This window comes from Pseudonocardia petroleophila (assembly GCF_014235185.1).
Taxonomy (GTDB): Bacteria; Actinomycetota; Actinomycetes; order Mycobacteriales; family Pseudonocardiaceae; genus Pseudonocardia; species Pseudonocardia petroleophila.
This window is the reverse complement of record NZ_CP060131.1, coordinates 2,291,201-2,308,982: the sequence shown is the minus strand read 5'-3', so window position 1 is coordinate 2,308,982 and position 17,782 is coordinate 2,291,201. Positions and strand designations below refer to the sequence as shown.

The window sequence follows — 17,782 nt, the reverse complement described above, 5'->3', positions numbered from 1 at the left end:
TCAGTTCCACTCCAGTCCGCCACGACGCCATTCGTAGACGTAGGCGAACGCGATGGTTGCGATGTACAGGACGATCGCGACCAGGCCGAACAGGCCCAGCGAATCGGACACGACCGCGTACGGGTAGAGGAAGACCAGCTCGATGTCGAACAGGATGAACAGCATCGCCGTGAGGTAGTAGGCGACCGGCATCCGGCCGCCGCCCACCACGGGCTGCGGCGACGGCTCGATGCCGCACTCGTAGGCGTCCAGCTTGGCGCGGTTGTAGCGCCGTGGGCCGATGTAGGGCGCCGACACCACCGAGAACAGCGCGAACGCACCGGCCAGGGCGAACATCAGCACCAGCGGGAGATACGGATCGAGCATCCTGCGCAGTCCTCGCCGTCGACGGATCACATTCCGGGCGCGACCCTAGGTCGCGGTGACCCTCCCGGCCGAAGCCAGGGGAGCCTTACTCCTACCCCGTGCGGGCCTGGTCACCGTCGTGGTCGTCGATCTCGACGCCCGCTGCGAGTGGTGGTCCGCATGCGGCCTTGCGACTCCTTGTGAAGATATTCACGAAGTCGGGAGGAGTCTAGACACCCGTCCGGGAACGCGCTCGTCCGGTTGGTTCAGCCGTAGGTGCGGCGGGCCCGGTGCAGGGCGACGGCGCCGAGCGTGAGGTCGCGCCAGGCCACCTCTCCCCAGCCCGCCTCCGCGATGCGCGCGGCCAGCTCGGGCTGCGGCGACCAGTCGCGGATCGACTCGCCCAGGTACCGGTAGGCCTCGGCGTTGCTGGAGACCCGCGAGGCGATCGCGGGCAGCACCGTCTCCAGGCCGAGGTAGTACGCGGCGCGGAACGGGGCGAAGGTCGGGGTGCCGAACTCGCAGACGACGAGCCGACCGCCGGGACGGGTGACCCGGGCCAGCTCGCGCAGCGCCCGGTCGGTGTCGGAGACGTTGCGCAGGCCGAACGAGATCGTCACGGCGTCGAAGGAGGCGTCGGCGAACGGGAGGTGCAGCGCGTCGGCGGCGACCTTCGGCACGGCGCGGTCGGACCCGGCGCGGAGCATGCCGAGGGAGAAGTCGGCGGCGACGCACCACGCGCCGGAGCGCTCCAGCTCGACGGTGGAGACCGCGGTGCCCGCGGCGAGGTCGAGCACCTTCTCCCCCGGCCGCAGGTCCAGCGCCCGGCGGGTGAGCCGGCGCCAGCGCCGGTCCTGCCCCGCGGTGAGCACGGTGTTGGTCACGTCGTAGCGCCGGGCGACGCCGTCGAACATGGCGGCGACGTCACGGGGGTTCTTGTCGAGGTCGGCGCGGCTCACGGCTCAGACGCTACCCGGGGCTCCGCCGGCGCGCCCCGCCGCGCAGGTCCCCGTCGGGCGTGTCGCAGCAGCACCGCCCAGTGCGCGAGCAGCACCGCGCAGTACAGCGACAGCGGCAGCGCCGACGCCGTGCCGTCGTCGCCGTACCAGAGCCCGGGCCACTCCTGGCCGATCAGCGCGGCGGCGAGCAGCGGTGCGGCGGCCGCCCGGGACCGGGCCAGCACCACCAGCACGCCCGGGGCGAGCACCACGAGGTAGGTGTTCCAGGTGACCGGCGACGCCACGAGCGACGCCGCGGTCACGGCCCACAGGGCGTCGGGTCCCGAGCGGCGCAGGAGCAACAGCGTCGCGACGACGACCGCGATCCCGAGCACCGTGCCGGCCACCTGCCCGCCGGGCACCTCGACGACCGGCCGCCCCCAGCCGGAGTCGCTGGTGAGCCGCACGAGCGTGGCGGGCAGGGAGGCGTTGTCGAAGAAGGTCTGCACCGGGTGCCCCAGGACGAGCCGCACCCAGGTCACGCTCGCGGCGGGCCCGCACACGAGCACGCCCAGCAGCGTGCCCGCCGCCGCCGCGCCCGCCGCGGCGAGCGCCGTGCGGGTCTCGCGGCGCAGCACGGGCAGCAGCAGCAGCGGCGCCAGGGAGGGCTTGAGCGCCACCGCGATCCCGATGCCGACGCCCGCGGCGACGTCGCGCCCGCGCCGCGCGGCCAGCCACGCCCCGGTCAGCGCGACGGCGAGGAACGCGTAGACCTGCCCGAGCCCGACCGTCGCCAGCAGCGGGGCCCCGAGCAGCACCGCGCCGACCGCGAGCCCGGCGTCGACGGCCGGCAGCCGCACCTCCCGGGCCACGACGAGCAGGCACCCGAGCACCAGCGCCACGGTGAGCAGCGCGAACAGCCGGTAGGACGGCAGGACCTCCAGCAGCCCGAACGGCGCCATGACCACCGTGAGCAGCGGCGGGTTGAGGTTGGGCAGGTCCGCGCCGGTGCGGTAGATGTCGGCGCCGCGCAGCAGGGCGTCGGCGGAGCGCCAGAACGTGGCGAAGTCGGAGTGGTAGCGCAGGTCCGCGCTGGGGATCCGGGCGAGGTTGAAGCTGCCGTGCTCGGCGAAGAGGCGGACCTGGACGGCCACCGCCAGTGCGGCGAGCAGCCACGCCGGTGCGCGTCGCACCATCGCGGACCTCCCCGACGTCGGAGCCGGAACGCTAGCGCCCCGGCCACTGCGCCAGCACCTCGGCGAGCCCGCGCAGGTACTCGGCGCGGGTCTGCTCGGCCAGCGCCTCCCACTCCTCCCGCGGGCGGCTGAGCGCGGAGCCGTCGGCGAGGAAGGCGCCCGTGCCGTGCAGGTTCACCCAGCGGTGGTCGTACGCGTGGGGCGCGGCCCGGTCCCACTCCACCGCGCGCTCGACGAGCCCGCGCACCCGCTCGGGATCGGTGAACGCCCAGCGGTTGATCGGCGGGCCGTGGTGCTCGGTGAGGATCGCCGCCGCCCCGCGGGCCGTGACGTCGGCGCAGCGGGTGACGTCGAACCGCGTGCGCACCTGGGCGGCGTAGAACCAGAACGCACCCTCCTCGTGGCGCCCGTCGGCGAACAGGGCGGTGGCCAGCGCGTACAGGACGGGCGGGGCGAACCGGGCCGGGTCGTCCAGGACGGCCCGCACGGTCTCGGCCCGCCGTCCCCGCTCCGGGCCGGACAGGGCGGCGAGCGCCGCCCGCTGCCCGGCCACGTCGATCGCGGCGTGCTCCCCGGTGGGGGTCACGGGGATCCGGTGTCCGATCGGCTCGCTCATGCGCCCAGGCTCCCGGCCCGCGCGGGCCCCGGCATCCGTGTGCCTACGCAGTCGGTGGTCGTACGGACCCGGCCCCCTGGGGGCGGGGTCACCGTCGCTACGCGGCGGCGCGCGGAGCCGCGGACAGGCCGATGACGTCGTGGTAGTGGGCCAGCAGCTCGTCGCCCACCGTCGACCAGGTCCGGCGCAGCACCGACTTGCGGGCCGACGCTCCGAACCGGCGGCGCAGGGCGTCGTCGGTGAGGGCCTGGACGGCGGCGCGCAGCCGGGCGTCGGCGGCCACGGACGCGGGATCGTCGACGTCGGCGTGGTCGGGCCGCGGTGGCACGAGGTAGCCGGTGCGGCCGGGCAGCACGAGGTCGCGCGGGCCACCCGCGTCCGGAGCCACCACCGGCAGCCCCGACGCGAGCGCCTCCTGCACGGCCTGGCAGAACGTCTCCGAGGGGCCGGTGTGCACGAAGACGTCGAGCGAGGCGTAGATGCGGGCCAGCTCGTCGCCGCCGCGGAAGCCGAGGAACGCCGCGCCGGGCAGGGCCGCGCGCAGCCGCTCCTGGCTCGGCCCCTCCCCGACCACGACGAGCCGCGTGCCCGGAAGCCCGTCCAGCGCGACCAGCCGCTCCACCTGCTTCTCCGGGGCGAGCCGTCCGACGTAGCCGACCAGCAGCTCCCCGCCCGGGGCGAGCTCGGCACGGATCGCGGCGTCGCGCTTGGAGGGGGTGAACCGGCGGGTGTCGACGCCGCGCGCCCACTGGTGCACCCGCGGCACCCCGCGCGCCCGCAGCGCCTCGGTCGCCCAGCTCGACGGGGCCAGCGTGCGGTCGGCCTGGCCGTGCAGCCGGCAGGTCCAGCGCCACGCGGCGCGCGCCGTCAGCCCGAGGCCGTAGGAGGAGGCGAAGCCGGCGACGTCGGTCTGGTACACCGCGACGGTCGGGATCCCGAGGCGGCGCGCGGCGTTGAGGCCCCGGTAGCCGACGACGAACGGGGCCGCGAGGTGCACGACGTCGGGGCGGAACGCGCGCAGCGCCGTGAGGATCCGCCGGCTCGGGACGCCCACCGGCATCGAGTTGACGACCGGCAGGTCCAGCGACGGGACGCGGACGACCGGTGCGCCGCGGTACTCGGCGGGCCCGCCGGTGCCGGGGGCGATCACCAGGACGTCGTGGCCGGCCGCGGTGAGGTGCTCCACCACCCGCAGCACCGAGTTGGTGACGCCGTTGACGACGGGCAGGAAGCACTCGGACACGATCGCGACTCGCACGGGGTGAACCTCCCGCACGCCCATGACCACACACCCAACTCACGGACAACTCCGCGTGGCGGTCGGACAGTTGGCCCGGTGATGGGCGACACGTCATCCGGCCGTTCCACCCCCGACACCGGGCGCGGTGACCCTCGGCCGACATGAGCCTCCAGCACGAGACGCGCCGCCTGCCGCCCGCGGACCCGGGGCTGCTCTCCCGCGCGCTGGAGGTGGCGGGGCGCCTGGCGAACGACGCCGCCGAGGTGATCACCGCGACGGCCGGGCGCGACCGGCTCATCGACACCGTGAAGGCCCACCCGTTCGACTGGGTCACCGACACCGACCGCACGCTGGAGCGGCACACCCGCCGCGTGCTGGCCGCGGAGTTCCCGCAGGTCCCGGTGCTGGGCGAGGAGTACGGCGCCGACGACGGGGTGCACTCGGCACCGCTGCGCTGGGTCGTCGACCCGGTGGACGGCACCGCCAACTACGTCGCCGGGTTCCCGTGGTGCGCCTACAGCCTGGCCCTGGTCGACGCGCACGGCCCGGTCGTCGGGGTGATCGCCGACCCCAGCCGCGCCCAGATCTACGCCGCCGCCCGCGGCCGGGGGGTCCGCGCGAACGGGGTGCCGGTGCGGATCGCTCCGCGCCCGGTGGTCGGGGGTCTGGTGTGCGCGGAGCTGTCGCTGGAGCGCGCGCCGGGGTTCACCGCGCGCGCCACCGCCGCGCACACCGGCGTCCGCGTGCTCGGGTCGGCCGCGCTGGCGATCACGCAGGTGGCGCTGGGGCACGCCGTCGCCGCCGTGCTGGACCGCTACCGCGAGTGGGACGTCGCCGGCGCGCTGTGCCTGGCCGCGGAGGCCGGTGCGGTCGTCGTCGACGCGCAGGGCAACCCCGACCCCCTCCCGGCCGAGGACCTGATCGTCGCGGTGCCCGGGGCGGTGGACGCGGTGCTGGGCTGGTGGCACCACACCTGACCGCCCGCGGGTTAGGGTCCGGACCATCGCCACCACCTCCGGGACCCGCGACGCCGCGGCCCTCCTCGTCCGCGTCACGCCGGTGCTGTTCGTGCTCATCTGGGCCACCGGGTTCGTCGTCGCCAAGTACGCGGCACCGCACGCCGAGCCGCTGAGCTTCCTGCTCGTGCGCTACGCCGGCGTCGTCGTGCTGATGCTCGTGCTCGCCCTCGTCGCCGGGGCGCGGTGGCCGCGCGGCCGGGCGATCGGGCACCTCGCCGTCGCGGGGATCGGGATCCAGGCCGGGTACCTCGGCGGCGTCTGGGGCGCGGTGGCCGCGGGCATGCCGGCCGGGGTGGCGGCGCTCGTCGTCAACCTGCAGCCGGTGCTCACCGCGGTCGTCGCCGGGCTCACCGGCGTCCGGCTGGGCCGCGTGCAGGTCGTCGGCCTGGTGCTGGGCTTCCTCGGCGTCGTGCTGGTGGTGTCGAGCAAGCTGACCACCGTCGGGATCACCGCGACGACGCTCGGGCTCGCCACCACGGCCCTGCTCGCCATCACCGCAGGCACGCTCTACCAGAAGCGGTTCTGCCCCGAGTTCGACCTGCGCACCGGCCAGGTCGTGCAGTTCTTCGCGTCGATCCTGGTGACGCTGCCGTTCGCGTTCGCGTTCGAGTCGTTCCGCCTCGACTGGACCCCGGAGCTCGTCGGCGCGCTGCTGTGGTCGGTGCTGGTGCTCACCGGCGGCGGGGTCTCGCTGCTGTTCCTCATGCTCCGGCGCGGGGCTGCGGCGCAGGTGACCAGCTACTTCTACCTCGTCCCCGGCATCACCGCGCTGCTCGCGCTGGTGATGTTCGGCGAGACGCTCGGGTGGTTCGCGATCGCCGGGATGGTCGTCGCGGTGCTCGGGGTGGCGCTGGCGACGCGGGCGGCACCAGCGCCGCCGCAGGCCCCCTCCTGATCAGGCCCGCTCGCGGCGACGGCGCAGCCACAGCGCCAGCGGGCCGAGCAGCACCCACGTCGCGGCGACGCCCAGCACCGTCGGGAGGACGCCGTCGACGGTGCTTCGACCGGCGACCCGGACCAGTTCGGGCTCGGTGGCGTCGTACTCGACGGCCACCTGCCGGCCCGCCGACAGCCCGCGGGGGTGGAAGACGCCGTTCTCCGGGACGACCGCCTGTCCGTTCGGCAGGGTGAACCGCACGAGCGTGCGGAAGAACGTGGACCCCTCCAGCACCTCGGCCTGCGCGGTGGCGCGGTTCCGGGCGATGGCGGCGTCGTCGACGGCCGAGCCGATCAGGGCGAGCCCGGCCAGCACCGTGACCAGCACCGCGAGGCCGAGGACCAGCTCCGGGAGGCGCCTGCGCACGAACCGCGCGGTGGGCGCGACGGTGGCCGCCATCTCGTCGAGTGCCCGCGGTTCCGCCACGGCGAGGGAGTCTAGACGGCGTCGCCGCGGTCACTGTGGCCAGCGACTCCCCGGGGCGGACGAGCGTCGGGGCCGCGGGCCTCCTACGCTCGAAACGTGACGATCGCTCCGCTACCGACCGGTGTGCGCGTGCGAACCAGGCCCGTCGACGATGTCGGCGGCCTGCTGGAGCTGCTCCCCGACGCCCGCACCCCCAAGTCCTGGGTGCGCGGCGACGACGGTCTCGTCGGCTGGGGCGAGGTGGCCCGCTGGACCGGGTCGGGCCCCGACCGCTTCGCCGACGCCGACGAGTGGTGGCAGGCGTTCGTCGACGGCGTGCGGGTCCACGACGACGTCGGCGAGCCCGGCACCGGGCCCGTCGCGTTCACCAGCTTCACCTTCAGCGACGACTCGCCCGGCTCGGTCGTCGTCGTGCCGCGGGTGGTCGTGGGCCGCCGCGACGGCCGGGCCTGGATCACCGAGTTCTCCCACGGCGACGGGCCGTCGCTCCTGCACACGATCGACCCGGTCCGGCCCAGCGGCACCCTGCGCTACTCCGACGGGCGGCTGCCCGTCGCCCGCTACCGCGCCGCCGTGGCCGAGGCCGTGCGCCGGATGCGGGCGGGCGAGCTCGACAAGGCCGCGCTGGCCCACGACCTCATCGCCGTCGACGACGCCCCGCTCGACCCGCGGCACCTGCTCGGCGGGCTCGCGCGCCGCTACCCGACGTGCTGGTCGTTCGCGGTGGAGGGGCTCGTCGGGGCCACCCCGGAGCTGCTGGTCCGGCGCACCGGTGACGTCGTGGAGTCCCGCGTGCTGGCCGGCACGATGTGGGCGACGTCCCCGGGCACCGGGTCGCTGGGCGACCGGCTGATGAACTCGGCGAAGGACCGCCACGAGCACGCGCTCGCCGTCGACTCGCTGACCTCCGCGCTGGCCCCGCTGTGCGCCTCGCTCGACGCCCCCGCGGTCCCCGACGTGCTGACGCTGCACAACGTCTCGCACCTCGCGAGCGACGTCCGCGGCCGCCTCGACCCGGTCGGCCCCGCGTCGCTGCTGCGCCTCGCCGAGGCCGTGCACCCCACCGCGGCGGTCGGCGGCACCCCGCGCAAGATCGCCGTCGAGCTGATCACCGAGCTGGAGGCGATGGACCGCGGCCGCTACGCCGGGCCCGTCGGCTGGATCGACTCCCGCGGCGACGGCGAGCTCGGCATCGCCCTGCGCTGCGCCCAGCTCGACGGCCCCACCGCCCGCCTGTTCGCCGGGTGCGGGATCGTCGCCGACTCCGATCCCGACACCGAGGTGCGCGAGGCGGCGGCCAAGCTCGTGGCCGTCCGCGACGCGCTCGAGGGCGACTAGAGCTCCAGGCGCGGCCAGTGCGCCGTGTCGCGCAGCAGCCGCCGGTCGTGCGTGGCCAGCACGACCGCGGCGGCGGTGGTCTCCAGCGCCTCGGTGAGCTCGTCGACGAGTGCGGCGGAGAGGTGGTTGGTCGGCTCGTCGAGCAGCAGGACGTGCGGCAGGCCGGCGAGGACCCGGGCCAGGTCCAGGCGGCGCCGGGCCCCGACCGACAGCTCGGCCACCGGCCGCCCCGCGTCCTCGACCAGGCCGAACGTCGGGCCCGGCGGCCGTCCGGCGGGTGCCGACTCCTGGGCGAGCCGGCCGACGCGCACCCCGGGTCCCCGGGTGACGGCCCCGGTCGCCGGGGCGAGGGAACCGGCCAGTACCGCGAGCAGCGTCGACTTCCCGGCCCCGTTCGGACCGGTGACGACGAGCCGCTCCCCTGAGGCCAGTGCGACGTCGCACGGGTCGGGCAACCGCCCCGCCACCGTGACGGCGTCGGCGCGCAGCAGCGGGCCGGGGCGGGTCGGCAGCTCGGGCGGGGTGAACCGCAGCGGCGGCCGCGGCACCGACACCGAGTGCGCGGCGAGCTGCTCCCGGCGCCGGTGCACGGCCCGGACCAGCGCGGGCGCGCGCGTCGCCCGGGCGTGCTTGCCGGTGCCCTTGTCCGGGCGCCACCCGTCGCGCAGGCGGTTCTGCGCGGCGGAGAGGTCGTCGGACAGCCGGCGGCGCTGCTCGACCTGGTCGAGGTGCAGCGCCTCCCAGCGCTCCCGCTCCGCCCGCCGCCCCTCGAGGTACCCGGCGTAGCCGCCGCCGTAGGTGCGCGGTCGGCCGTCGGAGGTGGGGTCGAGGTCGAGCACCGTGGTGGCGACGTCGGCGAGCAGGGCCCGGTCGTGGCTGACGAGCACCACCGCGCCGGGATGCCGGAGCAGCCGGTCGGTGAGGTGGTCGAGGCCGGCGGCGTCGAGGTGGTTGGTGGGCTCGTCGAGCAGCAGCACGTCGTGGCCCGCGCCGAGCAGGCCCGCGAGCCGGACGCGGTGCCGCTGCCCGACCGACAGGGTCGCGAGCGGGCGCGACCGGTCGTCGACGGCGCCGAGCGCGGCCAGCGACACCTCCACGCGTCGGTCGGCGTCCCACGCGTCGAGGGCGTCGACGGCGGCGAGCGCGGCGGCGTAGGCGTCGGCCGACCCCGGCCGGCCCGCGGCGAGCGCCTGCGCCGCCTCGTCGAGGACGCGCAGCGCGGTGCGGACCGCCGCGAGCTCGACGTCGATCAGGTCGCCTACGGTGCCGTCGACGGGGAGCTGCTGGTCGGCGACGCCGAGGCTCCCGGCGCGGCGCACCTCGCCCCGGTCGACGGGCAGCCGCCCGGCCAGGACCTGCAGCAACGTGGTCTTGCCGCGGCCGTTCTCGCCGACGACGGCGAGCCGGTCACCGGCGGAGGCGGTGAGGTCGACCCCGGCGAGCACGGGGCGCCCGCCGCGGGAGAGGTGGACGTCGACGGCCCCGACGTGGGCCGTGCGGACAGGGGTGGTCGGGGACATGGCTGTACCCACTCCAGGTGTGCAGGGGACGACGGACGGGCGCCGCGGCGTGCGGCGCCTGGGGAGGTCGGTCGTCGTCGCTCAGTGGAAGAGCAGCTGCTGCATCACGGGGTGGAGGGTACGGGGGTGGGGCGTCCCCGTCGTCCGGTTTATCCCTCGCGGGCCCGGGCGAGCGCGGCCACCTCGAGCTGCGAGGAGACCTCCAGCTTCGCCAGGATCGACCGGATCTGGGTCCGGACGGTCGCCACCGAGACGACGAACTCCTCGGCGATCGCGGCCGGGCGCCTGCCCGCCGCGATGCGGTCGACGATCTGGAGCTCGCGCGGCGTCAGCCGGTCCCAGCGGTCGCGGTCGAGGCGGCGGGCCTCCGTCCCCGCTGAGGCGAGGTCCTCGAGCCGGGCGCGCTCGTCCGCGGAGATCAGCGGGCGCCCCTGCGCGGCCCGCGTCGCGGCGGCGACGAGCTCGTCGAAGGCCGCGGACTTGCGCACCCGGCCGAGGGCGCCCGCGGCCACGCCGACGGCGATGCGGGTGTCGTCGGTCGAGCCGGTCACGAGCACCACCCGCCAGCCCGACCGCCGCAGGCGCGGCACGAGGTCGACGCCGTCCAGGCCGTCGCCGAGGTCGAGGTCGAGCAGCACCAGCGCGCCGGTGGGGGCGGGGAGGTCGACGCGGGGCAGGAAGTCGGCGGGCAGCACGGCGGTGGCGTCGAGGCCGCCCGAGCGCAGCGCCATGGCGAGGGCGCCCGCGACGAGTGCGTGGTCGTCGACGATGACGACCGGTCCACCCGTCACGCCGGGACCGGGGCCCGGCACCCGACGGCCGGCAGCTCCAGCACCGCGGTGCACCCGGCCCCGGAGACGAGCGAGAAGGTGCCGCGGTGCCGCTCGACGAGGTCGGCGGTGATCGCCAGCCCGAGTCCGTCACCCGACGACGTCGGGCCCCGCACGCCGCGCCGGAGCACGACGTCGGGGGGTGCGCACAGCCCGGGACCGTCGTCGGCCACCTCGATCCGCACCTGACCGGAGCGCACGCGGGCGCGCAGCGCCACCGACGCTCCCGGTGCGTGCCGTCGGCAGTTGACCAGCAGGTTCGTGATCACCTGGGCGAGGACGGCTGGGTCGACCGCCGCCTCGGGGGCCCCGACGACGTCGACGTCCACGTCCAGACCCGTCGCCCGGTGCACCACCGCCAGGTCCTCGAGGACGGTGGCGACGTGCGCCGGTCCGTGCGTCGGCACCGGGCCGTCGAGCATCTGCTGGAGGCGGGCGAGCTCGGCGGCCGCCGCGAGCAGCAGGCGCCGCCCGTCGTCGGATCGGCCCACCTCGTCGTCGCGCAGGACGCTGGCCGCTCCGCTCAGCCCGGCGACGACGTTGCGCAGCTCGTGGTCGCGCTCGGCGACCGACGCCATGACGGCCTCCACCTCGGCGAGCCTGCTGCGGGAGAGCTCCTGCTGGCGCCCGATCGCCCCGATCGCGGCCACCATCAGCGTCCCCGCCGCCACGAGCAGCATGGCGACCGCGCCCAGCTCCAGCGCTCCGGCGAGCAGGGGCCGCCCGGTGAGCGTGCCCACCGCGTGCGCGGACCCGAGTGCGGCAAAGGCGAGACCGGTGCGCCGCAGCAGCGGGTGCTCGATCACCACGCCCCTGCCGACGAGCAGCAGCCCGGCGGCGCCGACCACGGCCCACGCGACGAGATCGACCCATCGCACCAGGTCGGGCGGCGGCGTGTGGTCGGGCGCGAGCAGTGCCACCACCGCCATCGGCACCGTCCCGCCCGTGACCGCCACCGCGACGCCGCGACCGCGGCCCATGCGCCACGACGGCCGGGACGCGAGCGCGAGCAGTCCGGCGACGGCGAGCACCGCGACGCTGCCGACGAGCGCCCACACCCCGCCGTCGGCGCGGACGGCGTTCAGCAGCAGGGCGACCGCCGTGTAGACGCCGACGGCGGCGGCGACGCGGCGGGCCCGCCGACTCGCGCTGAGCCAGGCGGCCACCACCATCAGGATGGTGGCGGCGACCCCCGCGGCGAACGTGAGCGTGCCGAGTGCCCGCTCCGGCATCTCACGCCCCTGGAGGTGGCCGACGACGGCCACCGCCAGGCCGATCAGGACCACCTGCAGGACGACCTCCACCGCGGCGGTGCAGGGCTGCTGCAGGCGTGCGACCGGGCGACCGTGCCCGGCGGGAGTGCTGCTCACGTACGAAACCCCTCGGACGTGCGGGGACGGCCGGCCGCGAGGGCCGGTCGGGTGCTGGGGAGCTCCATCCGGATCTTCGGCGATCCGGCCGCGGCGTTACGACCGTCCATGCTGCGTGTTCGTTTCGCGGCCACGCCTCAACGGTCGCTGCGCCTGCGCCGATCGGCCGTGCCGGCCGTCCGCGAGCGGGGGACCAGCAGGTACGCCGCCACGCACAGCAGCGCGATCCCGGCGGCGAAGTACGCGCCGGGCGGAGTGAGAAGTCGTTCTCGGAGCAGACCCACGTACGGCACGTGGTACCACTGCACACCGCGGACGTCGGCGGCCTCGACCACCCCCGGGTCGTCGGCGTCGTTCGCGTCGCCGCGCGTCACGAACACCGGTCCCGGCTCGACCCGCACCACGCGGTGCGTGACCACCCGCGTCTCGGCACTGCCCTCGTCGCGGTCGATGAACGTGATGACGTCCCCCACGGCGATCCCGGTGGCCGGCCGGGGCCGGACGATCACCGTGGACCCCACCGGCAGCGCCGGTTCCATGCTCCCCGACAGCACCGTCAGCGGGGTGGCCCCGCCGATCGCGGGCACCACGGCGACGGCGAGCGCGAGCCCCACGACGAGCACCAGCGCCGTCCCGGCCGCCCAGCCCAGCACCCGGCGCAGCGGGTGCGGCTCGGGCTCCTCGGCCCCCACGATCGGAATGCGCTCGGTCACCGGTTCCGCAGCCATCGTCCCCCCTCGGACACACGAAGCCCGCAGTATGCGACTCCTGCCGGGGACTGTCGTACCTCAGATGAGGTACGTCCTGACCTGCGCGAATACCCAGCCTGAGGTATGCGCGCAGACCCCCGCTCCCGCCATCGTTCCCGGCAACGCGGTCCGACGGATCGCCCAGCACATCGCGACCCCGAGGAGCACCCGTGTCGATCCTGCAGAAGAACAAGAAGGTGGCCGCCGGCATCGGCGTCGCCGCCGTCGCGGCCGCCGCCATCGCCCTCGGCGCGGGCACCTACGCCGCGTTCAGCGACACCGAGCAGGCGCCCAATGCCACCTTCGCTGCAGGCACGCTCAACCTCACCGTGGGTGCGCCCACCCCCGCCACCCCGGTCGTCATCTCCAACCTCAAGCCCGGCGACCTGCAGAACTTCAGCATCGAGGTCGACAACACCGGCACGGTCGACGGCAACCTGACTGCCTCGTACACCGTCTCGGGCACCGAGAACGGCTGCGCCGAGCCCGAGACCGACGCCGAGAGGCCCTGCGACGACGGCAGCGAGCTGCTCGAGCAGCTGATCTTCGTCTACCAAGGCAGTGACGCGGGTCCGGTGACCGCGGCTCAGAACACCTCCATCCCGCTGGGCGCGCTCCCCGCGGTCGACGCCCCGAAGACGATCAACTTCGGCGTCCGGCTGCCCGCCTCCGCGACCAACGAGGTCATGACCGACACGGCGACCCTGTCGATCACCTTCACGCTGACGCAGCCCACGTCCTGATCCGCCGCCGGTGCGGTGGTCTGCACCGCACCGGCGCTCCCACTGCGATCCACGGATCGCTCCACCCACAGGCGATCCGAGGAGAACCCGTGTCCGTCCTGCAGAAGAACAAGAAGCTCGCCGCCGGCGTCGGCGTCGCCGCCGTTGCGGCCGCCGCCATCGCCCTGGGTGCCGGCACCTACGCGGCGTTCAGCGACACCGAAACCGCCCCCGATGCGACGTTCACCGCGGGCACCCTGAACCTGACCGTCGGTTCCCCCACCGCCGCGCCGCCGGTGGTCTGGGAGAACCTGGCCCCCGGTTCCCGGCAGACGGTGACCATCGAGGTCGACAACACCGGCACCGTCGACGGCTTCCTCAAGGCCGGCTACTCCGCCACCGGCACCGAGAACGGCTGCGCCGAGCCCGAGACCGACGCCGAGAACCCCTGCGACGACGGCAGCGAGCTGCTCGAACAGGCTCAGCTGTACTACGGCGGCAACCTCGTCGGCACCCTGGGTGGCACCAACACCGGTCCCTTCGACCTGTTCTCCCTGCCTGCTCTCGACGCCCCCACCAACGTGACCTTCGAGGTCCGCGTGCCCGACAGCGCGGGCAACGAGATCATGACCGACACCGCGACGATGACGATCACCTTCACGTTGGTCCAGTCCTAGTTCCACCGGCCGGAGGCGGCGGGCACCTGCCCGCCGCCTCCGCTTCGTCGTTCCGGGAGGACCGATGCGCACCAGGCTCGCCGTGGCGGGAATCGCCCTCGCGGGTGTCGCCCTGCTCGGAGCGGGCGGCACCTACGCCGCCTTCACCGACACCGAGAGTGCCGCCCCAGTGCTCGTGCAGGGCGGCACTCTCGACCTCACCCTGGGCACGCAGGCCGGGGCGGACCTCGCGCCGGTCACGTTCGCGAACATGGTCCCCGGTGCAGCACCGACCGCCGGCACCTATGTGCCGTCGCAGAACTTCTCCTACGTGCGGCTCACCAACGACGGGACGCTGCCGGGCCGGGCCCGTTGGTCCAGCCGCGGGGTCTCCGAACTGGAGAACCGCTGCCTCCCACCGGAACGGACCGCCGGGGACACCTCCTGCGGTAACGGCAACCGCGGCGGCGAGCTCGGCGACCAACTCCGGCTGTCGTTCTCCCTGATGCCCGGTGCCGACTGCACCGGTCAGCCGGGGGTCGTGCCGCCCGAGTCGTTCCCGCCGACGGACAACCGCGGTTTCCGCGACATCAAGCCCGGTGGGGCGGGGCCGGCGCTCGTGCTGGCTCCGGGGGCATCCCGCTGCGTCCGGGTCGACGTGTACTTCCCGTCGACGCCGGCGAACAACCTGGCCCAGGGCGACTCCTCGACGTTCCAGCTGTCGTTCCGCCTCGACCAGACCACCTGAGTTCGAAGACTGTCGTCCACGGGGGACCCGACGTGAAGTACCGCACCATCGCCGCAATCTCGGCCGCTGCCGTCGTCGTCGGCGCGTCCGCGGTGGTGATCGGTCTGACCGCCGGCACCACGGCATCGCTGGGTGACTCGGAGCCGAGCACGCCGTCGCAAGCCGGTGCGGCGACGGTGGTGCTCGGTCGAGACGGCCCGGCACCAGACCTGCCGTACACCGGCCTGGAGCCGGGCCGCCCGCAGGTCATCGAGCTCACCGTCGGCTACCAGGGCACCGCCCCTGCCTCGCTGGGCCTGTCGATCACCCCGGACGGCGCCTCGGCGTTCTGTGTCGAGCAGGGCGGCCGGTGGAGTCCGACACCTGGCGTGCCCGTGACCCTGTCGGTCGGCAGCGCAGCCCCGGTCAGCTACTGCGCGCTGTACGACGGCCGCATCCTCGACCTCGGCCGGGTGGAGCCGGGGGCAGCGCCGACGATCCCGGTGACCATCACGCTGTCCGCCGACGCCTCCGCCGCGTCGGCGGGTCTCGATGAGCGGGACGTCATGACCGTTCACGCCGAGGGCGGCTTCACGGATCAGGCGGGCGGCCGCATCTCGATGACGACCGCCGCGCCTCAGAGCCCGGCTTTCGAGGCCGCGCTCGCGGCCGGCCCCGTCGCCGCCGTCGCGGTCGCCCCGGAGGGCGCGCCGACCGCCGTCGCGCTCGACGCCGACGACCCCGCCACGACCGTGAGGACCGCTGTGCCGGGTGCGACGGTCCCGCTCCCCACCGAGTGCACCGACGCCGGGATCGTCGCGACGGACATCACCGAGGTGATCGCGCTCGACCCCGCCGATCCCGTCTGGGACGCCACCGCACGTCGTGGTCTCGGCTCGGGACCCTTCCTGGTCCTGGGTACCGCGGGTGCGGACCGCATCACCGGATCGGCGCGTGGTGACTGCATCGTCGGCGGTGCCGGTGACGACGACATCGCCGGTGGCGACGGGGACGACGTACTGGTCGGCGGCACCGGGCGCGACACCCTCCGCGGCGACGCCGGTGCCGACACCCTCCTCGGGGGCCCCGGTGCGGACGCTCTGGTCGGCGGCGCGGGTGCGGACGTGCTCGACGGCGGCCCGGCTGCCGCGACGTGCGACGCCGACCCCGCGGACCGCACCCGGGCCTGCCCGCCCCCGCCCCCCGCCGATCCTGCTCCACCCGCACCGGTAGCACCCGCGCCCCCCGCCCCCGAACCCCAGCCCGCACCGGCCCCGCCGGTGGCTCCCGAGCCCTCGCCGCCCGCCCCGCAGCCGACCGAGCCCGAGCCGCTGGTCGAGGAGGCGCCGCCGGTCGAGCCGAGCCCCACGGCCTCTCCCGCCGTCACCACCGAGGTCGCTCCGGCCGGGCCCGTCGCCTGATCATGATCGCCGGAAGTGGTGCACAGCTGCCGTCGGTGACCGCTGTGCACCACTCCTGGTGATCATGGGATGCGACTCGAGGCCGGCGATGCGCCCGGTGCCCGGTCAGGCCAGCGCGGCCCGCACGGCCTCCCGCAGCGCGGCGTGCCCGTCGCGCAACGACGCCCGCTCCGCCCGGACCTCCGCCACCCGGATCCCGGACGGCGGATCGAGCGGCAGGCCCGGCACGTGCTCGACGCCCATCGCCGCGCACAGCGCCGCCAGGTCGACGGTCTGCGGCGTGCCGAACACCCGCTCGAACGCGGCCGTGTGCTCCGGGGCGCCCTGCTCCAGCAGGCCGAAGATGCCGCCGCCACCGTCGTTGAGGACGACGATCGTGAGGTCGGGGCGGGGTTCGTCCGGGCCGATGACCAGACCGGTGGTGTCGTGCAGCAGCGTCAGGTCGCCCATCAGCGCGTAGCTGGGCCCGTCGTGCGCGAGCGCCGCCCCGACCGCGGTGGAGACGGTGCCGTCGATGCCCGCCACCCCCCGGTTCGACTGCACCGTGAGGCCGGTCCGCGGGACGGCGGCCAGGGCCACGTCGCGCACCGGGTTCGACGAGCCGAGGACGAGCTGGGCCCCGTCGGGCAGGGCCGCGACCAGGTCCCGGGCCAGCTGCAGCCCCGTCGGCAGGGCGGCCGCGTCCAGCACCGCGGAGGCGCGCTCGTCGAGCTCGCACCACCGCTCCCGCCACCCCGCGGGCGAGGTGATCTCCGGCAGCGATCCGACGGCCCGGACGGTGCCGGGCACGTCGGTCCACGGGCCGCCGTGCGGGTCGGCGAGCGCGTGGACGGCCACGTCCGGGTCGGCGAGCAGGCGGGCCACCGAGCGGTGCAGCGTCGGGCGCCCGGCCACCACTACCTGGGCGGGCCGGACCGCGTCGAGCAGCCACGGCCCGGCGCGCAGCGAGCCGGGCCACATCGCCGACGACGGCTCGGCCACCACCGGGGCGTCCACCGAGAAGCGCGGGGTGCCGGTGCCGGCGATCACCAGGGTCGGGGCGGCCGGGTCGAGCGGCAGCGGCGGGGCCGAGCGGACGACGGGCGGGACGGCGGTCCAGGGCGCACCGCCGGGGCGACCGTCCGGCACCTCGACGGACGGCCCGGGGACCAGCGGCTCGGCGAAGGGCAGGTTGAGGTGCACCGGTCCGGGGGGCCCGCCGGTGGCCGCGGCGAGCACCCGCCCGACGAGCGCCCGCCACGACGCGTTGCCCCCCGCGACCGTCCCGGTGGCCGCCAGCCGCACGGCCCCGGAGAAGATCCCCTCCTGCACGATCGTCTGGCTCGCGCCGGTGCCGATCGTCTGCGCGGGCCGGTCCGCGGTGACGGCGATCAGCGGCACCTGCGCGTAGGACGCCTCCAGCACCGCGGGGTGCAGGTTCGCCACCGCCGTGCCGGACGTCGTGCACACCGGGACCGGCCGCCCCGACCGCAGCGCCAGCCCGAGCGCGAGAAAGCCCGCGGTGCGCTCGTCGATCCGGACGTGCAGCCGCAACCGGCCCGCCGCGTCGGCGTCGTGCAGGGCGAACGCCAGCGGCGCGTTGCGCGACCCGGGGCAGAAGACCGCGTCGGTGACGCCCCCGCGGACCAGCTCGTCGACGAGCACGCGGGCCATCGCCGTCGAGGAGGTCATCGCGCGAGCGTAAACCGTGATCATCCGCACGGCGCGGCACGGAACAGGCCCCGCGGTCCGG

Annotated in this window: 18 protein-coding genes; 7 read left to right on the top strand and 11 right to left on the bottom strand. The window is 75.6% G+C overall.

Going from position 1 to position 17,782, the window contains the following annotated elements:
- The 5 genes from H6H00_RS11635 to H6H00_RS11615 all read right to left on the bottom strand — a co-directional run bounded on the left by H6H00_RS11635 (position 1) and on the right by H6H00_RS11615 (position 4,353).
- On the bottom strand, positions 1–366 hold the full coding sequence (locus tag H6H00_RS11635; protein WP_141281646.1) for an NADH-quinone oxidoreductase subunit A: 366 nt from the start codon (positions 364–366) through the stop codon (positions 1–3).
- A gap of 245 nt (positions 367–611) precedes the next feature.
- Complete coding sequence (locus H6H00_RS11630; protein WP_185721290.1) at positions 612–1,304, bottom strand: demethylmenaquinone methyltransferase; 693 nt, start codon at positions 1,302–1,304, stop codon at positions 612–614.
- A complete protein-coding gene (locus tag H6H00_RS11625) occupies positions 1,301–2,479 on the bottom strand; it encodes a glycosyltransferase family 87 protein (protein ID WP_185721289.1) in 1,179 nt (392 codons plus the stop codon). Before H6H00_RS11625 ends, H6H00_RS11630 begins: the two co-directional genes overlap by 4 nt.
- A gap of 31 nt (positions 2,480–2,510) precedes the next feature.
- A complete protein-coding gene (locus tag H6H00_RS11620) occupies positions 2,511–3,095 on the bottom strand; it encodes a hypothetical protein (RefSeq protein WP_185721288.1) in 585 nt (194 codons plus the stop codon).
- A gap of 97 nt (positions 3,096–3,192) precedes the next feature.
- Complete coding sequence (locus H6H00_RS11615) at positions 3,193–4,353, bottom strand: glycosyltransferase family 4 protein (protein WP_221775860.1); 1,161 nt, start codon at positions 4,351–4,353, stop codon at positions 3,193–3,195.
- Between the two features lie 143 nt (positions 4,354–4,496).
- On the opposite strand from H6H00_RS11615, the gene H6H00_RS11610 reads away from it, so the two are divergent.
- Positions 4,497–5,312: an inositol monophosphatase family protein gene (locus H6H00_RS11610; RefSeq protein ID WP_185721286.1), complete on the top strand. Its 816-nt coding sequence runs from the start codon at positions 4,497–4,499 to the stop codon at positions 5,310–5,312.
- Positions 5,313–5,394: 82 nt separating this feature from the next.
- A complete protein-coding gene (locus H6H00_RS11605) occupies positions 5,395–6,249 on the top strand; it encodes a DMT family transporter (protein ID WP_221775859.1) in 855 nt (284 codons plus the stop codon).
- On the opposite strand, the gene H6H00_RS11600 is transcribed toward H6H00_RS11605, so the two are convergent.
- Positions 6,250–6,717, bottom strand: a complete 468-nt coding sequence (locus H6H00_RS11600) for a DUF3592 domain-containing protein (protein ID WP_185721285.1) — start codon at positions 6,715–6,717, stop codon at positions 6,250–6,252.
- A 129-nt stretch (positions 6,718–6,846) separates the two neighbouring features.
- On the opposite strand from H6H00_RS11600, the gene H6H00_RS11595 reads away from it, so the two are divergent.
- Positions 6,847–8,055 (top strand): isochorismate synthase, encoded by a 1,209-nt coding sequence (locus tag H6H00_RS11595; protein WP_255425703.1) that lies wholly within the window; start codon positions 6,847–6,849, stop codon positions 8,053–8,055.
- Here the strand turns inward: H6H00_RS11595 and H6H00_RS11590 are convergent.
- The 4 genes from H6H00_RS11590 to H6H00_RS11575 all read right to left on the bottom strand — a co-directional run bounded on the left by H6H00_RS11590 (position 8,052) and on the right by H6H00_RS11575 (position 12,488).
- The gene (locus H6H00_RS11590; RefSeq protein WP_185721283.1) at positions 8,052–9,575 is read right to left on the bottom strand and encodes an ABC-F family ATP-binding cassette domain-containing protein; all 1,524 of its coding nucleotides are present in this window, start codon (positions 9,573–9,575) and stop codon (positions 8,052–8,054) included. The two genes, H6H00_RS11595 and H6H00_RS11590, sit on opposite strands and share 4 nt — an antisense overlap.
- Positions 9,576–9,724: 149 nt before the next feature.
- On the bottom strand, positions 9,725–10,366 hold the full coding sequence (locus H6H00_RS11585; RefSeq protein ID WP_185721282.1) for a response regulator transcription factor: 642 nt from the start codon (positions 10,364–10,366) through the stop codon (positions 9,725–9,727).
- Positions 10,363–11,775: a sensor histidine kinase gene (locus H6H00_RS11580; protein WP_185721281.1), complete on the bottom strand. Its 1,413-nt coding sequence runs from the start codon at positions 11,773–11,775 to the stop codon at positions 10,363–10,365. Before H6H00_RS11580 ends, H6H00_RS11585 begins: the two co-directional genes overlap by 4 nt.
- Positions 11,776–11,912: 137 nt before the next feature.
- Positions 11,913–12,488 (bottom strand): signal peptidase I, encoded by a 576-nt coding sequence (locus tag H6H00_RS11575; RefSeq protein ID WP_185721280.1) that lies wholly within the window; start codon positions 12,486–12,488, stop codon positions 11,913–11,915.
- Positions 12,489–12,694: 206 nt separating this feature from the next.
- Between H6H00_RS11575 and H6H00_RS11570 the strand changes: the two genes are divergently transcribed.
- The 4 genes from H6H00_RS11570 (at position 12,695) to H6H00_RS31830 (ending at position 16,050) form a co-directional block, all read left to right on the top strand.
- Positions 12,695–13,267 carry a TasA family protein gene (locus H6H00_RS11570; RefSeq protein WP_185721279.1) on the top strand — a complete coding sequence of 191 codons (573 nt, stop codon included), beginning with the start codon at positions 12,695–12,697 and terminating at the stop codon, positions 13,265–13,267.
- A gap of 89 nt (positions 13,268–13,356) precedes the next feature.
- On the top strand, positions 13,357–13,923 hold the full coding sequence (locus H6H00_RS11565; RefSeq protein WP_185721278.1) for a TasA family protein: 567 nt from the start codon (positions 13,357–13,359) through the stop codon (positions 13,921–13,923).
- Between the two features lie 64 nt (positions 13,924–13,987).
- The gene (locus H6H00_RS11560) at positions 13,988–14,650 is read left to right on the top strand and encodes a SipW-dependent-type signal peptide-containing protein (RefSeq protein WP_185721277.1); all 663 of its coding nucleotides are present in this window, start codon (positions 13,988–13,990) and stop codon (positions 14,648–14,650) included.
- Between the two features lie 32 nt (positions 14,651–14,682).
- Entirely contained in the window at positions 14,683–16,050 is a 1,368-nt protein-coding gene (locus tag H6H00_RS31830) for a calcium-binding protein (RefSeq protein ID WP_221775858.1), read from the top strand.
- A 105-nt stretch (positions 16,051–16,155) separates the two neighbouring features.
- Here H6H00_RS31830 and menD read toward each other — a convergent pair whose 3' ends face one another.
- Complete coding sequence (gene menD, locus H6H00_RS11550) at positions 16,156–17,721, bottom strand: 2-succinyl-5-enolpyruvyl-6-hydroxy-3-cyclohexene-1-carboxylic-acid synthase (protein ID WP_185721276.1); 1,566 nt, start codon at positions 17,719–17,721, stop codon at positions 16,156–16,158.
- Between the last annotated feature and the right edge of the window lie 61 nt (positions 17,722–17,782).